The 20,644-nt window shown below is 52.1% G+C and carries 17 protein-coding genes and 1 tRNA gene; 10 read left to right on the top strand and 8 right to left on the bottom strand.

Features of this window, described 5'->3' with window-relative positions:
* Positions 1-137 precede the first annotated feature (137 nt).
* Both lysC and KF749_10925 read right to left on the bottom strand, forming a co-directional pair.
* Positions 138-1,550: a lysine-sensitive aspartokinase 3 gene (gene lysC, locus KF749_10930; protein MBX2991666.1), complete on the bottom strand. Its 1,413-nt coding sequence runs from the start codon at positions 1,548-1,550 to the stop codon at positions 138-140.
* Between the two features lie 18 nt (positions 1,551-1,568).
* The gene (locus KF749_10925) at positions 1,569-2,327 is read right to left on the bottom strand and encodes an SDR family oxidoreductase (protein MBX2991665.1); all 759 of its coding nucleotides are present in this window, start codon (positions 2,325-2,327) and stop codon (positions 1,569-1,571) included.
* A gap of 259 nt (positions 2,328-2,586) precedes the next feature.
* On the opposite strand from KF749_10925, the gene typA reads away from it, so the two are divergent.
* Together typA and glgP are read left to right on the top strand one after the other, a co-directional pair.
* Positions 2,587-4,434 (top strand): translational GTPase TypA, encoded by a 1,848-nt coding sequence (typA, locus tag KF749_10920; protein MBX2991664.1) that lies wholly within the window; start codon positions 2,587-2,589, stop codon positions 4,432-4,434.
* A gap of 160 nt (positions 4,435-4,594) precedes the next feature.
* Positions 4,595-6,703, top strand: a complete 2,109-nt coding sequence (gene glgP, locus KF749_10915) for an alpha-glucan family phosphorylase (protein MBX2991663.1) — start codon at positions 4,595-4,597, stop codon at positions 6,701-6,703.
* Between the two features lie 146 nt (positions 6,704-6,849).
* Here the strand turns inward: glgP and KF749_10910 are convergent, their stop codons facing one another.
* Together KF749_10910 and KF749_10905 are read right to left on the bottom strand one after the other, a co-directional pair.
* A complete protein-coding gene (locus KF749_10910; protein MBX2991662.1) occupies positions 6,850-9,864 on the bottom strand; it encodes a T9SS type A sorting domain-containing protein in 3,015 nt (1,004 codons plus the stop codon).
* Between the two features lie 203 nt (positions 9,865-10,067).
* On the bottom strand, positions 10,068-11,777 hold the full coding sequence (locus KF749_10905) for a T9SS type A sorting domain-containing protein (GenBank protein ID MBX2991661.1): 1,710 nt from the start codon (positions 11,775-11,777) through the stop codon (positions 10,068-10,070).
* A gap of 314 nt (positions 11,778-12,091) precedes the next feature.
* Here KF749_10905 and KF749_10900 point away from each other — a divergent pair, with 314 nt between their 5' ends.
* The 3 genes from KF749_10900 to KF749_10890 are packed head-to-tail and all read left to right on the top strand — an operon-like array spanning position 12,092 to position 13,804.
* A complete protein-coding gene (locus tag KF749_10900; GenBank protein ID MBX2991660.1) occupies positions 12,092-12,643 on the top strand; it encodes an RNA polymerase sigma factor in 552 nt (183 codons plus the stop codon).
* Entirely contained in the window at positions 12,640-13,092 is a 453-nt protein-coding gene (locus KF749_10895; GenBank protein ID MBX2991659.1) for a zf-HC2 domain-containing protein, read from the top strand. The genes KF749_10900 and KF749_10895 overlap by 4 nt, the downstream gene beginning before the upstream one ends.
* 10 nt (positions 13,093-13,102) lie before the next feature.
* On the top strand, positions 13,103-13,804 hold the full coding sequence (locus KF749_10890; protein MBX2991658.1) for a TonB family protein: 702 nt from the start codon (positions 13,103-13,105) through the stop codon (positions 13,802-13,804).
* A 34-nt stretch (positions 13,805-13,838) separates the two neighbouring features.
* Here the strand turns inward: KF749_10890 and KF749_10885 are convergent, their stop codons facing one another.
* The gene (locus tag KF749_10885) at positions 13,839-15,710 is read right to left on the bottom strand and encodes an alkaline phosphatase D family protein (protein MBX2991657.1); all 1,872 of its coding nucleotides are present in this window, start codon (positions 15,708-15,710) and stop codon (positions 13,839-13,841) included.
* Here KF749_10885 and KF749_10880 point away from each other — a divergent pair.
* Positions 15,709-15,903: a hypothetical protein gene (locus KF749_10880; protein MBX2991656.1), complete on the top strand. Its 195-nt coding sequence runs from the start codon at positions 15,709-15,711 to the stop codon at positions 15,901-15,903. The genes KF749_10885 and KF749_10880 overlap by 2 nt on opposite strands.
* Before the next feature lie 27 nt (positions 15,904-15,930).
* Here the strand turns inward: KF749_10880 and KF749_10875 are convergent.
* From KF749_10875 to KF749_10865, 3 genes are all read right to left on the bottom strand, one after another.
* Positions 15,931-16,005 (bottom strand) — tRNA-Pro (locus KF749_10875).
* A gap of 113 nt (positions 16,006-16,118) precedes the next feature.
* Positions 16,119-16,388: a GIY-YIG nuclease family protein gene (locus KF749_10870; GenBank protein ID MBX2991655.1), complete on the bottom strand. Its 270-nt coding sequence runs from the start codon at positions 16,386-16,388 to the stop codon at positions 16,119-16,121.
* Between the two features lie 256 nt (positions 16,389-16,644).
* Positions 16,645-18,399, bottom strand: coding sequence for a tetratricopeptide repeat protein (locus KF749_10865; protein MBX2991654.1), 1,755 nt, complete (start codon positions 18,397-18,399; stop codon positions 16,645-16,647).
* A 178-nt stretch (positions 18,400-18,577) separates the two neighbouring features.
* On the opposite strand from KF749_10865, the gene KF749_10860 reads away from it, so the two are divergent.
* From KF749_10860 to KF749_10845, 4 genes are read left to right on the top strand one after another with little or no spacing between them, the layout of a single operon-like run.
* Entirely contained in the window at positions 18,578-18,916 is a 339-nt protein-coding gene (locus KF749_10860) for a YbaB/EbfC family nucleoid-associated protein (GenBank protein MBX2991653.1), read from the top strand.
* Between the two features lie 11 nt (positions 18,917-18,927).
* Positions 18,928-19,524, top strand: coding sequence for a recombination mediator RecR (gene recR / locus KF749_10855; GenBank protein ID MBX2991652.1), 597 nt, complete (start codon positions 18,928-18,930; stop codon positions 19,522-19,524).
* Positions 19,521-20,105: a hypothetical protein gene (locus tag KF749_10850; GenBank protein ID MBX2991651.1), complete on the top strand. Its 585-nt coding sequence runs from the start codon at positions 19,521-19,523 to the stop codon at positions 20,103-20,105. The genes recR and KF749_10850 overlap by 4 nt, the downstream gene beginning before the upstream one ends.
* Positions 20,105-20,635: a hypothetical protein gene (locus KF749_10845; GenBank protein ID MBX2991650.1), complete on the top strand. Its 531-nt coding sequence runs from the start codon at positions 20,105-20,107 to the stop codon at positions 20,633-20,635. Before KF749_10850 ends, KF749_10845 begins: the two co-directional genes overlap by 1 nt.
* Positions 20,636-20,644: the final 9 nt, after the last annotated feature.

Below are 20,644 nucleotides of genomic sequence, written 5' to 3'. Positions count from 1 at the left end.
CAGTAGTGTCAAGAAAAAAATCTGCGGGAAGAGAAAATTCTTAACGGAAAATGTGACAAGATTGGTCATGTTTTCTTATGCAATCTCCTTCCACTTCTTCATCAAGATGGTTGTGAATGCCATGCTTCCTCCTCGTGTCACACTCTGTTACTGTTATCAGGGATCTCATCAAACAACCCCGCCTCTTCCGCATTATCCGAAAAGAACTCGATATGCAGGGCACGCACGGTCCTGTCCACGTCTGCCTCATCAACAACGAATGTAAGATTGATTTCCGATCCTCCTTGCGAGATCAGCTCGATGTTCACTTTTGCATCGGCAAGCGCGCTGAAGACCCGAGCGGCTACGCCTTTTGTCAGCTTCATCCGCTCGCCGACAACGCAGAAGACGACCTTGTTTCGCTCGACTTTCACATCCGCGAAGCGGGCAAGTTCTTCTTCAATCTTCTCTACATCGGAATCGTTGTCAACCGTGAGCGACACGCCAACTTCCGATGTGACAACAACATCCACGCTTTTCTTGTGGCGCTCGAACACTTCAAATACACGGGCAAGAAAGCCGTGCGCCATGAGCATGCGCGTGCTTTGAATGCCTATGACGGTGATTCCCTTTTTGTACGCCACCGATTTCACGATGCAGCCCGGATATCCCGGGGCCGTGTTGGTGATGAGGGTTCCCTCTCCCTCGGGCCGCCTTGAGTTGAGTACACGGACGGGAATGTTCTTCTGAACGGCGGGCAGAATCGTGCTCGGATGCAGCACCTTCGCGCCGAAGTAGGCTAGCTCTGCCGCTTCGGTGAACGTCATCTCACGAATCTTGCGGGCATCTGAAACGATCTTCGGGTCGGCAGTCAGGAAGCCGTCAACGTCGGTCCAGATTTGGATTTCATCGGCATTCAATACTGCGCCCAAAATCGCAGCGGAATAATCGGAACCGCCCCGGCCGATTGTCGTGGTAATGCCTTCTTTTGTAGAGCCGATAAATCCTTGCGTCACGACAATATTTCCGGCTTCGAGCGGAGGCTGAAGGATTTCGTTCGCTTTCTCTTCGATGATGTCGAACAGCGGAGCGGCTTTGGTGAATTCGTTTCCCGTAATCATCACCGTTCGCGCGTCAACGAACAGGGCAGGGATTTTCTCTTTCTGAAGAAATAGACTGAGAAGCCTTGACGACCAGCGTTCGCCGTGTGCAACAATCTGATCCAGCGCCCGCGGCGTCAGTTCGTTCAAAATGGAAAGTCCGTGCACAAGCTGCCGCAGCTCGGCGAAATCCGATTCAAAAACTTCTTTTGCGGAATGCGCGTCGGAGCCGAGCAGTTCGTCGGCAATCATATTGTGTCGCTCGTGCATCGCCGCAAATCCCTTCAGCGCCTCTTTTTTGTTTCCTGCCGCCGCGTCGTGTGCCGTTTTGATGAGGGCGTTTGTTACTCCCGCGCAGGCGGAAAGGACGACAAGCGGTTTGAGGCGTCGACGCGCATCAACAATCTGCGCGACATTCCGCAACGCGGAGGCATCCTCAACGGATGTTCCCCCGAATTTCATGACGATCATAGCACAATCCTGACGATGTTACAGAAGCACGCTGCCGCCATTGACGCTGATCGTGCTGCCCGTGATGTGCCGCGCAAGATCGGATGCGAGAAAGAGAACCGGTCCGGCAATATCTTCGGGCGTTGCGATCCGATTGAGCGGAATGGTCGCGGCAATCTCCTTCCTGGACATTTCATCGCCCAGAGCAGCTTCCGTCATCTCCGTATCAACCCAACCCGGCGCAACGGTGTTGACGAGGATGTTGAACGGCGCAAGCTCGACGGCGATGGATTTCGTGAAAGCAATCACTCCCCCCTTCGACGCGGCATAATGCGAGTGAAACGCCTCCCCTCGCTGTCCGGCAGTTGAAGCGACATTGATAATTCGTCCGCCGCCATTGCGCTTCATGTGAGGGACGACAGCGTTGCAGATATTGAAAATGCTTTTGAGATTGGCATCCATCGTCTCATCCCACACTTTTTCGTCCATCGCCCCAATCTCGCCGTACGTCCAGATGCCTGCGTTATTCACGACGATGTCGATCTTGCCGAATGATGTGATGCCCGCTTCGACCAGCGAGCGAGCCTCGGCTGCGTTTCCGACATTCGCCTTTTGTACAAGAACCTTGCGCCCGAGTTCACGGATCGCGCTTGCAATCGCGCCAGCCCGTTCGGTGTTGCGAGCGTAGTTGAGGATGATCTCCGAGCCTGCTTCGGCGAGCATCAGCGCTGTTGCTGCACCAATGCCGCGCGAGCCGCCCGTTATCAGGCTGACTTTGTTTGACAACGAAATGTTCATTCTACCCTCATTCGGGAATTAAAAACAGCATAAGATACGTCTTCACGGCGAATCTGCAAACATCTTTCTGTTTCCAACTCTCCTGTTCCATTTCCCATTAAGAAGCATTAAGATTTCGTGATTGGAATTCTGCCCGTCAATCCCTATATTGATGCCGCTTCGAGCAGGCGGTTGAGTGCTTGAAGCGTTTTTTGTTCTTGGGGGAAGGTTCGCACGAACGCTATTCTCCACGACTTTTTTTGAAGGAGAGAGGTACAGATTGTCAACGGCACGCAGGGAAGATATACGCAACATCGCCATTATTGCGCATGTTGATCACGGCAAGACGACGCTGGTGGATCACATGCTTCGGCAAACCGGTACATTCCGCTCAAACCAGCAAATGGTAACGCGGGTAATGGATTCGAACGACCTTGAACGGGAACGCGGTATCACGATTCTCGCGAAGAATACTTCCATCCATTACAAAGGAACAAAGATCAATATCGTTGACACACCGGGTCACGCCGATTTCGGCGGCGAAGTCGAGCGCACGCTCACGATGGTGGACGGCGTTCTTCTGCTGGTTGATGCGGCGGAAGGCCCCTTGCCGGGAACGAAGTTCGTTCTCAAAAAATCCCTCGACCTCAATCTCAAACCGATTGTGGTCATCAACAAGATAGATCGGAAAGATGCGAGGGCGCACGAAGTTCTCGATATGGTATTCGAGTTGTTCCTCTCGCTCGGCGCCAACGATCATCAGCTCGATTTCCCGACCATCTATGCCATTGCAAAACAAGGAATTGCAAAACGGGAATTGGACGACGAGAGTACAACGCTCGAGCCTCTTCTTGATGCCATCGTTCACACCGTTCCGCCGCCGCCCGGCGATACTGCTTCCCCGTTCCAGATGCTCGTCACCACAATAGATTACAGTGAATATCTCGGACGCCTGGGGATAGGACGTGTGCACCGCGGGACCATCAAGTTAGGTTCGCCGATGAAGATCATCCATCGCGACAAGGTCGTTGAAGACGCCAAAGTAACCAAAGTGTACACGTTTGACGGGCTCAAGCGTATTGAAGTGCATGAAGCAAGTGCCGGCGATATTATCGCGCTTGCAGGAATGGAAGATGTCGATATCGGCGAAACGATTGCCGATGCCGCCGATCCGACGCCGCTGCCGTTCGTTGCCATCGAAGAGCCGACACTATCGATGAACTTTATCGTCAACAACTCGCCGTTTGCAGGATTGGACGGCAAGTACGTTACGACGCGCAATCTGGCCGAGCGGTTGACGCGTGAGCTTCGCTCGAATGTCAGTCTGCGTATTGAGTTGACGGATTCACCCGATGTGTTCAAGGTGAGTGGCCGCGGAGAACTTCATCTTGCGATTCTTATTGAGAATATGAGGCGGGAGGGATATGAATTGCAGGTCTCGCGTCCCGAAGTCATTTACAAGCGGATAGACGACGTCCTTGCCGAACCGATTGAACATGTTATTATTGATGTGCCCGAAGAACACATCGGCGTGGTGATTGAGAATCTCGGACGCCGCAAGGGCGAAATGAAGAATATGATTTCTGCCAGCGGCAACACGCGTCTTGAGTTCTACGTCCCGGCCCGCGGCCTGATAGGATTCCGCGGCGAGTTCCTGACGCAGACGAAAGGCACGGGCATTCTTCATCACAACTTTGCCGGGTATGAGCCCTACAAAGGCGACATCGCCCATCGTACCAAAGGGGCCCTCGTTGCCATGGAAACGGGGGATGCAACAGCCTATGCAATGTGGAAGCTTGCCGAACGTTCCACCTTCTTTATTGAACCCGGAACACGGGTGTATGCGGGAATGGTTGTCGGCGAAAATTCGCGCGAGCAGGATATGCTTGTGAACGTCTGCAAAACGAAGCAGCTTACCAACATGCGCGCCTCAGGGGCTGATGAGGCAATCAGGCTTGAGCCGCCGCATATTCACACACTCGAGCAAGCCGTCGAGTGGATCAGTGACGACGAATACGTGGAAGTCACGCCAAACTCCATCCGCATCAGGAAACGGTATCTCGATGCCAACGAACGAAACCGCATGACCAAGAAGAAAGCGGACTCTCTTGTCGCGCAGCAGGCGTGACATCACAAGGGGCATCTGCACAGGAGTGTATTCCATGCCGATACATACGGTAGCGGAAGATCCACCACCGCCCGGCACGTAAGCGTGCGGCAAGGACTATGTTTCATCTTTACTAGGAGACTTCATCATCGTGGCAATCAAACGAATCTCGGAAACACACATCGATAAGGTTGTAACAGAGTTGCACGAGCTTGCCCGTAACCTGTGGTGGTCGTGGAATCCATCGGCACAGTCTATTTTCCAACAACTCTCTCCGTTCTTCTGGGAACACAGCAATCATAATCCTGTCGAGGTGATGAACTGGATTTCCGGCCCAGAATTACGCGGAAAATTACAGGATCCCGATTTCTTCAAGCATGCGAGTGCAGTGTGCAATGATTTCCGATTGTACATGAGTCAGAAGGGAACGTGGGGATCGAAGAATGCATCGTCGTTAAAGAAGGCCCCCGTTGCATATTTCAGTGCCGAGTTCGGTTTGCATGAAAGTCTCCGCATCTACTCCGGCGGCCTCGGCATCCTCTCCGGCGATCATGCCAAAAGCGCCAGTGATCTCGGCCTGCCGTTTGTCGGCATCAGTCTGTTCTACCGTCAGGGATACTTCAACCAGCAAATCTCCAACGATGGGTGGCAGCAAGAACTCTATCCTGTTTATGACCCGCTGAAACTTCCTCTCACTCTCGTCAAGGATAAGAAAGGAAATCCCGTTGTCTGCACGATTGAAATCAACGGCACGTTCGTTGCGTTTCAAGCGTGGGCAGTTCATGTTGGCCGAGTCACCGTGTATCTTCTGGACACCAAGCTGCCGCAAAACGACGACCGTTCCCGCGAGATCACAGCGCATGTGTACGGCGGCGATCAGACGACGCGCATCGCTCAGGAAATTGTACTCGGCATCGGCGGCGTGCGGTTGTTGCGGGCCATCGGCATCAATCCTTCCGTCTTTCATATGAATGAGGGACATTCGGCATTCCTGACCTTGGAATTGTTGAGAGAACAACTGAATGCGAAGAAGCCTCTCGAAAAAGCAGAAGCGTTTGTGAAAGATCATTGTGTGTTTACAACGCATACACCTGTCCCTGCGGGCCACGATCGCTTCAGCCGCGACCTGATGAATACGGCGTTCCACAAATTCTCCGAGGTATCGGGACTGACTATCGATCACTTGATGGGCTACGGCCGCATCCGCCCCGATGATATCAACGAGACGTTCTGCATGACGGTACTCGCTCTGAAGATGTCACGCGCCGCGAACGGCGTAAGCGAACTGCACGGCAGAACGAGCGTACAGATGTGGAAGGATTTGTACCCCGATTGGAACAAAGACGAAGATCCGATCGGAGCCATAACCAACGGTGTTCACATCAACGGCTGGGCGTCGCCGACGGCGTCACAGTTTTTCAGCCGCACGCTCGGAACGAAATGGCATGAACGCATCCGCGATGCGAAGTATTGGCAGAAATCCATCGAGTCGAAGAAGATTTCCGACGCCGAACTCTGGGCGCTGCGTACTTCACTCCGCCGCGAGCTGATTGAATTTGCCCGCAAGCGGCTGCGCGAACAACACCTCCGCCACGGCGGCGACGGCCTTGGCGTCTACGAGAATCTTCTTTCTCCCGACGTTCTGACGATCGGTTTTGCACGCCGGTTTGCCACGTACAAGCGTGCCCCGCTTTTCTTCCGCGACATGGAATGGGCCATCCGCATGTTGAACAATAAAGAGAAACCTGTACAGATTATTTTTGCGGGGAAAGCTCACCCGCGGGACGATGCCGGCAAGCACTTCATCCAGGAAATCATCAACATGACGAAACGGCTCGACATGTTCGGCAAGGTCGTCTTTGTTGAGAACTACGACATCAACGTTGCGCGCTACCTCGTCTCCGGCTCCGACGTGTGGCTGAACACGCCCCGGCGCCCGATGGAGGCATGCGGCACAAGCGGCGAAAAGACAATCCTGCACGGCGGATTGAACGTGAGCACGATGGACGGATGGTGGCGTGAAGCGTTCGACGGCAAAAACGGCTGGGCTGTCGGCGAAGATGCCACCGCCCCGACCGATCACGAACAAGACGACAAGGACGCGTACTCGCTCCGCACCGTTCTTGAAACAGAAGTCCTCCCGTTGTTCTACGACCGCGGCAAGGACGGCATCCCGCATGCGTGGCTCAAGCGTGTTCGCCACTCGATGGCGTCACTCATTCCGCAGTACAATACGGATAGGATGGTGGTGGAGTATACGAAGAAGTATTATTTGCCGAAGAAGCGGTAGAACCTCCACTGGGTCGTCACGGCAGACGTGCGCGACCTCGGTGCCGTGACGACAACTGTGCAAAAGGTTTGTACTGTCGCCATGAAATGAGAAGGGCGAGTCAAGTGACTCGCCCTTTGTTGGTGATCTGGCATTGCACACGGAGTTTACTTCACCAGCACAAGCTTCTTCGCTGCTGTGAAACCGCCCGCCGTAAGTTTGTAAATGTACACGCCGGAGGAGAACCTCGACGCGTCGAATATCACTTCATGCACGCCCGCCACTCGCTGCTCATTGACAAGAGTTGCCACCTCCTGCCCGAGCATGTTGTACACTTTGACTGAAACGAACCCGTCATGTGGGGTTTGGAACCGGACGGTTGTTGACGGATTGAACGGGTTCGGATAATTCTGGAACAGTGCGTACGATTGCGGTACTGCTTGGGGATTGTGTGTCGCACCATTCTTCTCAAGATGAGTTCTGCGTGAGATCGGAGAAATTCCATCGAAGTGGAGTTGAGCCAACTTCGACAAATGTTCGTTGGGCCATTCGGCTCTCAAGCGTGTAAGATACGGCAGTGCGCTGCTCTTGCTTTCCATCGCTATTGCCTGGAGCATGAAGGCAGCAAATACATGATGAAGCCTCTCGTTCGATGAGCGTGACTCGTTAATCAACGTGCTATATTGCTGCTGGGCGCCCGTAAAATCGCCCGCCTTTGACAATTCGCCGGCATGCAAAATCCTGGCGATTCTCCGCATACTGCTGTTCTCATTGTGCAGCACCTGGTTTCTCAAATAGAGCCTCATCACTTGCAGCGAGCTATCATTGCCCCGTTCCGCGGCGTATGCACGGTATGCGTGCGCAAGGTGTACCAGAGCAGCCCGCGCCTCGGCAGACGTGCTGTAGTCCGCAACGAGGGACCTTAGTGTCTGTATAGCGTCTCCGAATCTTCTTCGGCCAAGATGGATCATTCCCTCGGACAACATTCGGTTTTCTGGAGTCACTCGCATCAATGAAGGAAGCGAGGGTTGACCCGCGACCGGTTTTGCTTCCAGAAAAGAGCATTCGGGGAGATGTTTGTCGTAATCAATCACTGCATGATCCCACACGCGGAAACGCCAATCGTCCGGTGGATCGGCGTTCCACGAATTCCTTTGCGCAAGTACATACGACTCGTCGTATGCGTCAACAAATACAGGAGCGTCACTAATCACGCAGTTGTATCCACCCATGTCTCCGTATTGAGATGCGAGGCCCATAAAGGGCGCCGAGGTAAGAAAGGCGGCTATCTCAATGGTTGCGTTGTCGAAACTATTCTCGCCCGGACTGTCTAATGCCATTTCGCCCAAGCGCGGGTAGGACCCGTATGATGCAGCAAAGCCAACATTGTTTCCGGCAAAGGCATTCTTTGTGAGCAACGCCGTTCCACCGCTGATCATTGCACCCCAATCATTGTCCGCGATGAGATTGCCATCCAACAATACACCGTAGGAATCAAACACGCTCGCGCCATAGTACTCGCAGCTACTGATCGTGGACTGCGACACTATGCAATAGTATTTCGGATGTGGATTGATGACGGATAACCCCGTGAGACATTCCGAAATTGTTGCGTTGCTCATAATGAGCCGCGAGTACGCGCAATCCACTCCAATGTTTGCATTGAGAATTGTGCAGTAACTGATTGTTGAAACGGCCAACCCGGTTGAAACTGCGAGACGGTCCCATTTCTGTGCCGGGTTTGCTGCATCGAAGACAACGGGCTCCGAACTTGTTCCGAGCGCATTCAGTTGGCCGTATACTTCGATTTTCGTGTTTTCGCCGCACGTGAAGCGCGAGTTCTGCTGTGCGTTCAAGGTTCCTAAAGCGATCAATTTCGTAGGAGATGCTGTACCACTTGCAAGCACAAACGTTTCGGAACCGGGCATGGCATCAACCGCAACACTTGTGTCGAACGTAGCACCGTCTGCTATCCCGCTAACGTAGCTCACCCAATTGTTTCCCGTGAGAAGTGTCCTCTCCGAAACGGTTCCGTTTAGCGCGAATGGTTTGCGGCGCATGTTGTAGCCGTTTGGATCGCCCGACCAAAACGCGTACACGCCATTATTCCATTTGCTGAGAAGCAGCGAAGAGCCATCTGTTGCCTCCAAGTTTGTCTCGCCGACAAACAACGCCTCAGGGCCAAGACCGGAAGCGGAAGAATACCTCCATAGATACAACACGGGGATATAGCACATCTGCTCTGGCGGAGGTATCAGAAAATTGTAATTACAGTTGATAAGAAAGTAGACCGCGTCGCCCGCCGTTACCATGCGATTGCGCAAATAGCTATAGGCGAGGCCGTATGTCGTTGTGGATACATAGGTCGGGTTCAGCCAAGTCGTCGTATTCTTGTGTCGCTGAGTGAAAAAGAAATCTTGATACTGATGACTTTCCTGTACTGTCGGCATCAGTGCGAAAAGAGCATAAACAGAATCTCCCAAGGTTACGGCGTTCACCGCAAGGGCAGCATTGGTGTTTGGTACTGTTGCGTAGCTGTTATCCCACTGGTTTGTGCTGAGGGTGAGATCACGGGAGTGCAACTGGCCGCTCCATAAGAACAACACATTCGCCTTTGTCTCGCTTGCCGTAACCTTCGGACGGTACCCGTACTCCGGTGACGCAAGGTTGGTGACGTTGAAGGGAGTAGACCATTCGCTTGTGTTATCTCGGAAACTCATATGCCACACTTCGACATCTCCGAAAGTTCCCGTAGACCATACGATATGCGTACCGTAATCATCAGTGTAGGAATCAAGATCGAAAACATCCGATGTAATTGTCGGCATATTTGGAATCGCAGACCAAGACGCTCCGCCGTTGCTGCTCTGGTAGAGTGTGGTTGATTGCTGACCAGTTTTCAATGCAACGCGAAGCTTACCGCCAAAAGACGTAACTACGGGATATTGACCGGCTGCAATGGTGCTGGAGTAGCCGGAAATAATAACGCCATTGTTATCCAGCAAATGGTGATTTACATACCCATTCCCATCCACGCTAACCGAATGCAGGCCGTAACCATCCGATGCCATACTGTGAGCAGTGACAGAAAGCGAGCGTGTGTCTTCCAAGCTTGGCTGGGCAATTGCCGCGTATGACCAAACGAGGAAGTAAAGAGCGAGAATACATCGTGGAGAACACATAAGTACCTCCGTTGGTAAAGTTGGTGTTGATTGTTGATTCTTTGTTATGCACTTTACCAACGGCAAACCTCCGGAACAGCCGAGTGCATCCGAAGCCAAGCTGTCCCGGGACAACCGTTTGCCGTTAGACGGGCGGCGGTGAGAACGCACTGCCGCCCGGTTTTTATTACTTCCTCATCCGGCAGTTCCCAACCTCCTTTGGGTTACCGAATAAGAAGGGTCTTCCTTGTTAAGACATCCATCCTGCTTCTCAATTGAACAAAATACACACCTGACGGCAAGCCATCCGCGTTCCATTGTAATGAATGCTGACCGGCTTCTTGCATTCTCTTATTCAACGCGCTGGCAACAACCCTTCCGCCAATGTCCAGCACAACAATTGAAACCATGTCTGTAGTTGGCAATTGATACCTGATTGTAATGACAGGATTGAATGGATTGGGATAGGTGTCGACTTGGAAAGAACTTGTCCTTCTTTGGACTCGTGGTTCTGAAACGTCTACAGGGCCGGAGGAGAGATACGCGTCTGCATAGAGTCGGAGCCGACCTTGACTGTTTACCTCTGACTTGCTTATGATGAAATCTAATTTGCCATCTCTGTCAAAATCGCAGATACCAAATGCATCCTTCCTGTCCTCTCTCTTGAGATACCAAACGAAATAGTGATTGTTTGCATCTGCCTTGAGAATGATTAGATTCGTCCCAACCATTGTCACTAATTCCACTCTTCCGTCTCCGTCCACGTCAACGCAATAGTTGTTCGGGTACAGGTCCCCGGCAAGAAAGTGGAGGAGAAGTCTCGGCGAGTAGTGATGAACAGAGTCCGCTTCGTACATCATCAGATAGTATCCGTTCATCACGGCGCCGACAAAGAACTCTGGTGTGCCGTTTCCGTTCACATCACCTGCTGTTTGATAGTACGCATTCACAAAAGGCAAACTATCCTGCCACACTAATTGATATTGGTCATTCCCGGTATTTGCAACCAAATACACATTACCGAACAGGCTTGACGATACAAAATCCATCTTTTCGTCTGAATCAAAATCACCGACCGCAAAGCCACCAAGATTGGGATGCAATGCTTGACTCCACACTCGACGAAAATTGCCAAGCACTGGATCAAACTCTGCGACGTACTGCTTCACTATTCCTCGTGTTGTGTCAGCCGAGTCAGGTTCGGAACCCATATAGAGGAAATCAACGAAGCCATCCCCGTCCAAGGAGCCCATGAAGATCCCAGTAAGGCCCGGCCCCACGGCAGGACTTTGGTAGCGTTGATAAGAGAATCTTAGTTCAGTAGGAAAGTGTGACATTGTGCTTTGTTCGTAATCTTTGAGTATGCCGCCAAGCGTGAATACTACTTCCAGTAGGGAATCGGAATCAGCGTCCACTGCGAGTCGTGATACTCCCGGTCTTGGCTGACCATAATTGTGAACCAACATTACTTCGCCAGCACTATCAACCTCATATGTGCGAGTTTCAAAATCCGTGGAGGCAAAGTTTCGAAATGACCCGTACACTTCTGGTTTCCCATTGCGGTTTATGTCAGCAACAACAAGAGGCAGAAGCACATCATTCGACAACGGCACCTGCGTCCAGTATCTGTACCACCCTGTAAACCTGCTCGTATCAATCGCGTTGGGATCTATTTCAATTATTGGAATGCCCCGTGCTTGTGCCCATGCGCGTATCTCTTGGTCACTCGGCATGCGGAGGGAGAATACTCGTGACATGCCGCTCCACTCTTGTTTCACTTCAACAAGATCGTTGTCCAGCAGGCGGTATGTCATCCCACGCTCCTTCAGCGCTTCAAGCTGTGGGTAGAGGGGCGAGCGGTACAGCGGCGAGGACACTTGTCCGCCGAGGAGAAGAGTTGTGAAACCGAGAATGAACACAATGCGTTTGTTCATGGTGATTCCTCCACCAAAAGTGTCACGATGAATGCGCGAGCGCAGTAAGGTAAGGTAAGGTAAGGTAAGGTAAGGTAAGGTAAGGTAAGGTAAGGTAAGGTAAGGTCATCCACCCTGCCTTGTCCCCACGGCGTCGGCAATTGAGAGAACGGGAACCAAGGTTTTTCCAACAGCAGCAAGATACCCGGTTTTCTCTGTAATGTCAAGAAAAGTGGCGGAGAAGCGCAGAGTCTCTTTGCCCAACAGCCTCCCAGCAACTTTTCTCCCCTTTGTGCATCTTCTCTACAGAGACTACCGAAGCAACTGAACAGGCCATGCATCCCGATTCGGACGAAGAACTGCTTGAGCGCATTCGCCGTGGCGAGCGTACAGCGCTTGCACACCTGTACAGTCGCTACAAGGTGCATCTCTTCCGCTTCTGCCTGCATCTGCTCAAGAACGAAGCGCAGGCGGAAGATGCTGTGCATGATACATTCGTGAAGATATGTAACGGCGCACACACAGTCGGCAATCCCGGCTCGTTTCGCGGCTGGATATTTCAGATTGCGCGCAACGAGGCTCTGATGAACTTACGCCAACGCAAAGCATCATCAGATGACGGGCTGGATGATGTGTGGGACGAAGAGACGCCGCTAACGCTTCTTGTTGACAAAGACATCAGCGGCATTGTCCATCAGATGATGAGCCGTCTGAGAATCGAGTACCGTGAAGTATTGATGTTGCGGGAATATGAGCAGCTTTCGTACACCGAGATTGCCCGCATCACGGGCGCGACGGAGAGTGCGGTGAAGTCCCGGCTTTTCAAAGCGCGGCAGGCGCTCGCAAAGAACCTTGAGCCAATGATGAGAGAAAGGGCGAAGTCATGAACTGCAACGAATATCAGGAGCTCGTCAGCGCATTGATGGACAACGAGTTACAGGAGCCGGAGTCCGCAACGACCTTCCATCATTTGGGGGAGTGTAAACGGTGCAGGAACTACATGCGAACCCTGCTGCAGTTGCGGTCTGCTCTTACGGCAAGCAAGGAAGTGGCGGTTCCTGCAACGCTGGACGAGAAGGTTCTGTCGATGCCGCTTCACACTGCAACGTCGCACAGATCCAGGTTCTCAGAATTCTGGAAAGAGAAGTTTGCCGTTCCGGCCCCCGCTCTCGCCGCTGCATTCCTCCTGCTCATTGCTTCGCTTGCAACCTCGATGCTGTTCCTGTCAGAACGTCAAACGAAGAAAGGTGAACCGCAAAAGGTAGTGTACGTTATCGGCCTGCAGCCCGTAGAAGTGCAGGGAACACACAATCAGACTCATCACGACATTCAATAGGAGAAAAAAAATGAAACGACATCTCGTTGTCTTTCTTCTGTTCTTTGTTGGAACATGGTTGAACGCGCAGGAGAAAGACGGTGCCTTCGAAATGGTTGACAAAGAACCGGCAATCACCTCCCGCGTACATCCCGTTTACCCAAAGGAAGCAATGGAAAACAATCTTGAAGGCTTGGTTTGGCTAAAGGTTCTTGTATCGGACAAAGGCGTTCCTGTGAAGATCGAAGTGTTGAAATCGTCCGAGAAAGCGTTCGAACAATCGGCAATTGATGCAGCGCGGCAATTCCGGTTTTCGCCCGGAACAATCAAGGAGAAACCCGTTGCTTGCTGGGTCAGCATCCCCTTCAAATTCAAACTCAGCCCGAAATCGGATATCATCAAAAAGAACTCGGAAGAGTTGCCGAAGAAAATCAAATCCCCGACGGTACTTATCGTCGAGGGTCCTGCATCGCTCGAGGCGAAAATCGCTTACCCCCCGGAGGCAGTGAGCAAAAGAATTGAGGGAGCCGTCTTCGCAAGCGTTGCGTTGAATGAAGAGAAACGCATCTCCGAAGTGAAAATCACCAAGCGCTTGGGCGGCGGCTGCGACGAAGAAGTGCTGAAGGCGATTACGGCATACAAGTTCTATGAGGAGAAAAGCGAAGGGGGGACAGACAAGAAACAAAGTGAGACGGTCCCCGTAGTTGTGCAATTTGTGCTGCCGTCAAAATGACGGGCAGCGGATCTCCTCCGCCGGTCATTTGGCACTATCGTAAAAGTACCATCTTCTTCGTCAGGACGTTTTCCCCTGCTTTCAGGCGATAGTAGTACACGCCGCTTGCAAGGTTCGTGGCATCAAGGAAGGCGGTATGTGTGCCCGGCTCCTTAACCTCGTTTACCAGCGTGGCAATATCCCGCCCCAAAACATCATAGACCTTGAGGGTTACAAGACTACGTGTCTGCACGTGAGGAATGTTGAAGCGGATTGTTGTCGTCGAATTGAACGGGTTCGGAAAGTTCTGCAGTAATGCAAAAGCTGACGGCCCGGAAGCTTCTTCCGCCCCGGTTGTCAGTTGATTCAGAACAGTGTGAGTGGCGAACATCGTCCCGAATTCATCGATGAGTTGCAGTTGGACGGAGTCCTCGCCAAAGACATTGATCTTCCCGTACGCGTTATTGAATTCGTTTGTCGTGATTCCCTGTCCGCCTTTGTTCCAGATGTGAAGTCCGAACGCCTCGAAGAGGGCAACGATTCGTGAGTTGGTGATGTCGAGCCCGCCCGCCATGATTTCGGGGAAGCCTGCATTTGCCCCGTCATCAATGGCAGCGGTATGCTGATCGCCGCTCAGGACGATGACGTTCTTGATGTTATTCGTGTTGACGAAATCGAGAACCGCCTGCGCATCCTGCGGAAAGCCGCACCACTTGTCTGTCAATTCCATTGCCGCAAAAATGGCGCTCACCGGAATGGGCACACCCGGCAGAGTGATAAGGGAATCCTGAAGAAATATTCCCGCAAGCAATGCCCCTATCTGGGAAACATTAAACGGAACCGTGCTGGTAACGAACTTCCACGTTGCAGTCGAAGCCTGAAGCTCACCTAAAAACCAATCAAGTTGACTTTGGCCGGAGCCGGGTGCGCCGGTTCTGCCGATGATGGAATGTCCCGCCGGTGGAACAAACTCCCAGCGTTGCGTTGCGGAATTCTTTCTCAGGCTCTCTTGATTCGGCGAGCGCTGCGCACGCAAATCGAGCATGAAGACATCGACATTGCCGTACGTGAATTTATGATAGATGCCGCGTGATTCGTTCACAAGCGGGTAGGTCGGCATGTTCTCCTTGTAGCCGCGGATGCTGTTCAGGCGGCCCTCCGGAAAGGCAAGAATCTCCCGTGCAATGAAGTCATCGCCGTACGGACTGGGTCGAACGGGAATGGAAAAACTTGCCGTTGTTGCCGAGGAGTTGTTGTTCAGAAAGTCATGATCGTCATACACGTAGTTTACAGGTGAGATGAGCATCAGGGAATCCATCGGGTAGCCGGGTATTGTTCGTTCAAGATAACTCGATTGAACACGGCTGTAATCATAGGAAAAGAATGTACTGTCTTCAGGGATGTTATCCGTTGTGTCAGGATACCCCCAATCGCCGATCTGGAGAAAGAACTTGGGATGTGCCCTCACGACTTCTCGAAATACGCCGCCTCTGCCGGAGCTGGGGACAAATGGCGAGCCTTGTTGGCAAGAACCAAATGCAAACGTAAAGTTGGAAGCGGTTCCCGGTGATGGAAATGTGTAGAAGGAGCCGATGCGTGTGTGGGGGACTCCATCCACTAACGCCCGGTAGTAGTACTTCCTGTCTGCCTGCAATCCTTGGGCGGAGACGATAGCCGCATAGTTACGCACTTCCAATGCACTCTCCTGTGAACTGAGGATGGGAGAAGAAAAATCAGTTGTTTGCGAAAGCTGCATCTGAACTGTTCCCGGTCCCGATATTCTCACCCAAAATCGCGCGGAACTCTCTGTAACACCGCCGACGACGATGGCGTTTGTCACGTTTGCGGCAAAGACGATCTGAAACGCCGAAAGCTTGAGCAGAATGAACATTACTGCGGTTACAAGTGAAGAGTGTTGCTTACACATGGAGTGCCTCCTTGCACATTGGGGAATATATGCTGATGGAGAGAGTGTGTGCGGAACTGTTGCGGCGAGGGTTGTTGATGGTTACCGCGGGCGGGTGAATCCTCTCTGCACAAAACTCAACCTGTTTTCTCACAAAAAGATGTTCGTCGGGGCGACAGGATTCTCCGCCGGAGGCGGATCAGCCTTCGGCTGAGAACCTGCGACCGTTGTCTTATTGTAGTCGGGGCGACAGGATTCGAACCTGCGACTTCTTGCTCCCAAAGCAAGCGCTCTAGCCGGGCTGAGCTACGCCCCGTATGAAACACTGTTCTCTTTTGTTCTGCCAACGGGCGCTTCCCGCCTCCGGCGGGATTCGCATTCCGACAAAACGAACTTACCTGAGAAGCGGTAAGTTCGGTCGGAATGGAACTAGCCGGGCTGAGCTACGCCCCGTAGGATTTTGAAATACTCCTGACTCTCAAGGAACCTTTTTGCTCCGCGAGATTTGATTTCACGTTCCAATTGCACAGCCAGCGAACGGTTCTCGCAGCTGCGTGAATAGACGACTTCCCACGGTACCCCGTGTCGTGTCGAGGAAGTCCGACCGGCATTGTGTTGTTGCAGACGAGCTGCAAGGTCCTCCGTTACACCGGTGTAGTATCTTCCTGTTTTTTGGCTACGCAGTATGTATGCCACCATGAGTTCGAGCCTGCGACTTTGGCGCCGAAGGCGCCACGCTCTAGCCGGGCTGAGCTACGCCCCGTGTGAAACACAGTTCTCTTTGTCTGCCAGCGGGCGCGCTTTCCGCCTCCGGCGGGATTCGCATTCCGACAAGACGAACTTACCTGGGAAGCGGTAAGTTCGGTCGGAATGGAACTAGCCGGGCTGAGCTACGCCCCGAATGCTGCAAAATCTGCGTATCAAGATACAAAAGTAAGGAAGTGAAGGCAAGAAACTACCACACAACTCCGGCTTTCGTCAGCGAATGTTGGGCAGCAAGATGTCCGAGACGGGCCGCCTTCGTTAATGCCTCTGTGGCGGCGGTCGCGTTTCCCATCTTCTCGTACAGCACGCCGAGATTGAAATATCCGTGCGCGTATTCGGGATTGACTTCAACGCTGCGCCGGAACCAGTGAAGGGCATCCAGCGTATTCCCCTTGGTGTTCGCTACCACACCAAGATTGTTGTACACTTCGGCTTGGTTCGGCTGCAGCTCGGAAGCGCGCAAGAACAGCCGTTCCGCTTCATCCCAATTTCCCTTCGTAAACATGATGTTGCCAAGATTCAAATGTGCTTCAAGATAATCGGGCTTGAGTTGAATGGCACGCCGGAATGATTCCTCGGCCTTGTCCAAAGCCCCCCGTCCCTGTAACGCCAATCCGTAGTTGTTGTGCGGCAGCGGCATAGTCGGATACAACGCTATCGTTCGTCCCCAAAGGGTTTCCGAATTCATCCACATCGGCAACTGGCGGAGACTCAGATAGCCGAAAAATCCCGCTGCAAGCACGGCAACTCCCGTAATCGCATAGACGTTCGTATTCCGAAACTGAAACTTCTCGATCAATGTTCCCAGAATCCAACCGGCCGGCAAGTACAGCGGTACTGTCGACAAATAGGAATACCTGTCTGCTGTTGTTTGCACGACAGCGGATGCAAATCCGGCCGAAGGCGCAGCGAGTACAATGTACGCCCCGAGGACAAACAACGGCATTCTTACTTCTTTCTTGAAAAGAAAAAGACATGCAGCCGAAACGGCGGCGAACAGCGCAACTGATGCCATCATTTCCCCCTCTCCTGCAAGCGGATACATCGGCGAGAGATCGGAGGGGAACAGAGTTCTTCCGATATACAACACGAGATTGTGGAAGGGGAGAAGCATTCTCTGCACCGGAGCGAGGATTTCGTATATATCGCTTGTTGAAAGCTCCGGCATACTCCTGATGGCGAGAACACCAACAACGACAGCGACAAGAACGAAAGGCGTTATCTCAAGAACAAGACTCTTGAGAGATATACCCCGTTTCTTTCTGTGAAGAAAGGCTCCATCTATCAATAAAAACACAACCGGTACAACCACTGCGACAGACTTTGCAAAGCAAGCAAGAACGAACAGGACAAAAGCTGTCACATACCAACGTCGGGCATTCGGCGTGCCTCTTGTCGCAATGTAGTTGATGTAATAAATGGTCGCGGGGAGGAGGAAGAAAAAGCATAGAAGATCCTTCCGGTCCGAAATCCATGCAACCGATTCAACCCGCAACGGATGCCACGCAAAGAGGCAGGCGGTAAATGCGGCAGGGAAGAGAATTGCACGGTCCACTTCCCGAAACAGCAGTTCACGAAACCCGCGGACTGCCGTTCCGTGTTTGAGGATGGCAAAGAGTTGGAGGCTTAACAGAAATACCCAAACTGCATTCAACGCATGCAAAATGACATTCGTAAGGTGATGTCCTGAAGGATTGAACCGCCAGATAGCGAAATCAATCATATGGGAGAGCATGGTGAGGGGAATGTACGAATGATAGTAGGAATGCGAGAAAAACCACGTCACGTTTTCGACGGTGAACGCCTGAACACGATCATTCTCGTACACGTACATGTCGTCGTCCCAATTCACGAAATCGAATCCCATCGTCGGGCTGAACAAGACGAACGTGCAGGCAAGAATGACAATCGCTGCGAGAAAACCGAGTGCGGACTTTTGTGGCAAGCAGGCCCCTGTGATAGTACTCGCTCTAAAAGTAACAAGTTGCGTCAGATTTGCAAGCCGGAATTTATCCAATGAAACCATAGGTTTGGCAGCCACCCATCTCGTTGACTTTCCTTGCGTATAAGGGTATATTTTTTCAGAAACGAACACATCAAAACTCAATATCGAAAGGGACGCAATGAAGGGCATGCCGAACATGGCCGGAATGATGAAGCAGGTTCAGAAGATGCAGGAAAGGATGGCCCAAGTACAGCAGGAACTTGAGCAGAAAACCATTACGGCAGATTCAGGCGGAGGCATGGTAAAAGTGACCGCAAACGGAAGGCAGCAGGTTGTGAAGATTCAAATCGACAAGGAAGTCGTGAACCCGGACGATGTTGAGATGTTGGAAGATCTTGTTCTCGCGGCAACGAACAAGGCACTCGAAGACTCGTCGCGGATGGCACAAGAAGAGATGGCAAAAGTCACGAGCGGCATGATGCCCAACATCCCCGGACTGAATTTGCCGGGAATGTAACCAACAATTGTATGCTTTATACATCAGAAGCGCTACAACAACTCATCGAGGAATTTGCGGCTCTGCCGGGCATTGGCAGAAAAACGGCGCAACGTCTTGCCCTGCATATTCTGAAGCAGCCCCGCGACGAGATTGTGCAGATGGCGAGGGCATTGGTGAATGTGAAGGATAAGATTCGCTACTGTTCTACGTGCTGGAACATCACTGAGATCGATCCGTGCCCCATTTGCTCAAGCCCCAAACGCGAGCGGAGCATTGTCTGCGTGGTCGAGGAGCCGAACGACGTGATGGCAGTGGAAAAAACAAACGAGTTCAAAGGGTTGTATCACGTTCTCGGAGGCTCGCTGTCTCCGCTTGACGGCATCGGGCCGGACGATTTGAAAGTACGCGAGTTGATTCAACGAATGAACGGGGAAGTAAGCGAAGTGATTCTTGCCCTCAATCCTAACGTGGAAGGTGAAGCAACAACGTTGTATCTGACCAAATTGCTGAAGCCGTTGGGTGTGAAGGTGAGCCGTATCGCACGCGGCATTCCCGTCGGTGGCGATCTCGAATTTGCCGATGAAGCGACCCTCTCTCGTGCGCTTGAAGGACGGGTTGAATTGTGAACAAGTTGGGAATTCATATCACTTGGTGTTTGCTTCTCGCTGCCGGATGCAACGTGTTCGAGCCGCGTGAAGCAGAGCCCCCGTCGCAATCCGGCTTTCAGTATCTTCCGCGGACATTTCCCTCGAACGTCATTCTGAATCTGCAGAACTCCATCGGGCAGCAGGATGTTGCGGGCTATGTTGCCAACTTCACCGACTCGACCCGTTCGCAACATAGTTTCACATTCATTCCGTCGGGTGATGCGGCGGAGATTTACGCAAGCGTTCTTCGGAATTGGACACTACAGCAGGAACAATCCTACTTTCAAAATCTTGTTGCGAAAAGAAGGCAGCCGCAAAGTTTTTCCAATCTCACGTTGATTCCGAAAGATTCACTCATCAGCGGGGATTCCCGCACGTACAGTTTCGACTATACGTTGACATTCGAACATATCGAGCCGGGCTTCACGCAAACTGCGCGGGGAACGACGCAATTTACTCTGGTGAATGACAACAGTGAGTGGACGATTTCACGGTGGGTAGATTTGAAGACCACAAACGATTTGACCTGGAGCAGTTTCAAAGGCAAATTCAGCAACTGATGAAGCTTTCAGCTCAATCGGTGTTGTTGCCGGGCTGTGCCCTGCTTGTTCTCGTGAGTCTCACATGCAAGAACCCGTTCGCGCCCGGACTCGATACGTCGCCCGCTTCATCGTCATGCGATCCATCGTCGCCGGAGGGGATTTTTCAATGTTTGCGTGTTGCGTACACATTCCGCGATACGTCGGTGTATGCGCCCTTGCTCGATGAATCGTTTGTGTTTGTGTACCGTGATTATGAAAACGGGGGAATCGACGTGACGTGGGGACGGGATACAGAATTGCGTACGACATACGGCCTGTTCCAGAACGCGCAACGACTTGACTTGATATGGAATAACATTGTTTCAAGTTCTGTTGATACATCAACCACTGCAAAGCGGATCAACTTTGTCCGCGGGTTTAATCTGACAATCACGTTTAATCCAAGTTCCATCGAGCGCATCGGGGGATATGCCAATCTCACATTCGAACAGACAACAACCACCTCGCCCTGGAAAATTGTTCGATGGCGCGACGAATCGAATTTCTAAAGCAACAAC

The sequence above is a fragment of the Bacteroidota bacterium genome, from assembly GCA_019637975.1.
In the GTDB taxonomy this organism is placed as follows: domain Bacteria; phylum Bacteroidota; class Ignavibacteria; order UBA10030; family UBA6906; genus CAADGV01.
The sequence above is the reverse complement of the archived record's forward strand: the minus strand, read 5'-3'. Positions and strand labels throughout refer to the sequence as shown.